Source organism: Methylophaga sp. UBA678, assembly GCF_002299105.1.
GTDB classification, from domain to species: Bacteria; Pseudomonadota; Gammaproteobacteria; order Nitrosococcales; family Methylophagaceae; genus Methylophaga; species Methylophaga marina.
Genome location: NZ_DBNG01000005.1, coordinates 5,632 through 7,392, shown reverse-complemented (window position 1 = coordinate 7,392; position 1,761 = coordinate 5,632). Strand labels below are relative to the sequence as shown.

Here is a 1,761-nt window from a genome sequence, read left to right as displayed (position 1 = left end):
CCAGCTGAGCTATAGCCCCGAAAGGAAGCGCATATCATAGGGACTGAGTTGGATGCTGTCAACATTTCATGACAAATTAATTTCAATCTCACTGCGATATAAACGGAATCTATCATGAACCGGGTTTAAGGCAATAAGCTCAGTATTAGACTAAGTACTTGAGCTTGTTTAGATAAAGTCACTTTTGCTTAATCCATATCACGCTACAATTTGCCGATTCATCATTAATATGCGATAAATTGTGGGTTATTTATCACTAGGTCAGGATGTCGATCATGGCTAAAGCTGCAGCTTGAGGATGAACATGCGCAAAAAGAAGCTATTATCAACCTTGTTACTATCCTTATCAGCTGGCGTCGCATCTGCGCAACAAGAGCAAGGGTTAACTTGTCACTTTGGTTATGAAGATCAATTTTTACCCATTCCTACAGAAACAGCTTCCGAGAATGAATCGCCCGTCGACGTAAAAGCTAACAGAGTACAACTGTTACAGAATGGCACCTCTGTATTTTCTGGTAACGTTGATATTCTTCGTGATAACCAATTAATGAGTGCTGAAAGAGCGACCTACAACCGCAACAGTGGCGATGTAAGAGCGAGTGGCAATGTCAGTGTTCGTGATAGTGAAATGGTGATTGAGTCCGAGCAGGCCGAGTGGTCTGTGGCAAATGATCAAGGGCAGATGCTGAGTGCGCAATACCATATCCGTCAAATGCATGCTCGAGGTGAAGCAGCACATATCTTAAGAAAAGGTCAGAAAACCACAGATCTTGATGATGCCACTTATACAACATGTCCTGAAGGCAGTGATGCTTGGCAATTGAAAGCGGATACAGTCCATTTAGATCATGAAACGGCTGTGGGTGAAGCAAAAAATGTTGTGGTCAGGATGGGCGGATGGCCTGTTTTTTATACCCCTTACATCAACTTTCCTTTAAATGATCAACGAAAATCAGGCTTTTTGATTCCTTCTGTTGGTAGTAGTGATAAAACCGGCTTTGATGTTCTTACACCATATTACTGGAATATAGCACCGAATATGGATGCCACGCTGACACCACGTTATATGTCGGATCGAGGCTTGATGCTGGGTGGACAGTTCCGATACTTATTTGAGTCAGGAGAGGGTGAAGTTGAAGCAACCTATCTGAATTCAGATGATTTGCAAACCAACGGTGAAGATATCAACCCGCACTACCAGGAAGATAGAAAACTATTTTCATGGCAGCACAGAAGTTATTTCGATAACCGTTGGCGAGCAATCGTTGATTACAACTATGTCTCTGATGACGAATATTTTGAAGACTTTGGATCAGGGCTGAGCCTCTCCAGTCGCACTTATTTAAATAGAAATGTGGAAACAGGCTATAGCGGTGATACATGGAGCTTTACCGCCAGAGCGCAGGGTTACCAGACCTTAGGAGATGATGTGGAAGAGCAGTACAAACGCTTACCACAGCTGGTTTTGAAAGGTTATTTACCCGATCAGGCATTAGGTCTGACATATGAATTAGACAGTGAATACGTTGAATTTGATCACAACGAAAAAGTGGATGGTCAACGCATTAACATCGAACCAGCAATCAGCATGCCTATGGGTACGGCCGCATTCTTTGCTACGCCAAGGTTAGCCTTAAACCATACCCAATACAGTTTGAAAAACGACAATACCAATACCTACGATGATAGTGCGACAAGGACTTTACCTATAGCCAGCTTTGATACAGGCTTGTTTTTTGACCGTGAAATGACAGCGTGGGG

1 protein-coding gene is annotated in these 1,761 nt (G+C 42.9%); it reads left to right on the top strand.

Going from position 1 to position 1,761, the window contains the following annotated elements:
• Positions 1 to 304 precede the first annotated feature (304 nt).
• Positions 305 to 1,761: LPS-assembly protein LptD (locus B3014_RS01875; RefSeq protein WP_289286894.1), on the top strand; the 1,457-nt coding region annotated here is incomplete at its 3' end.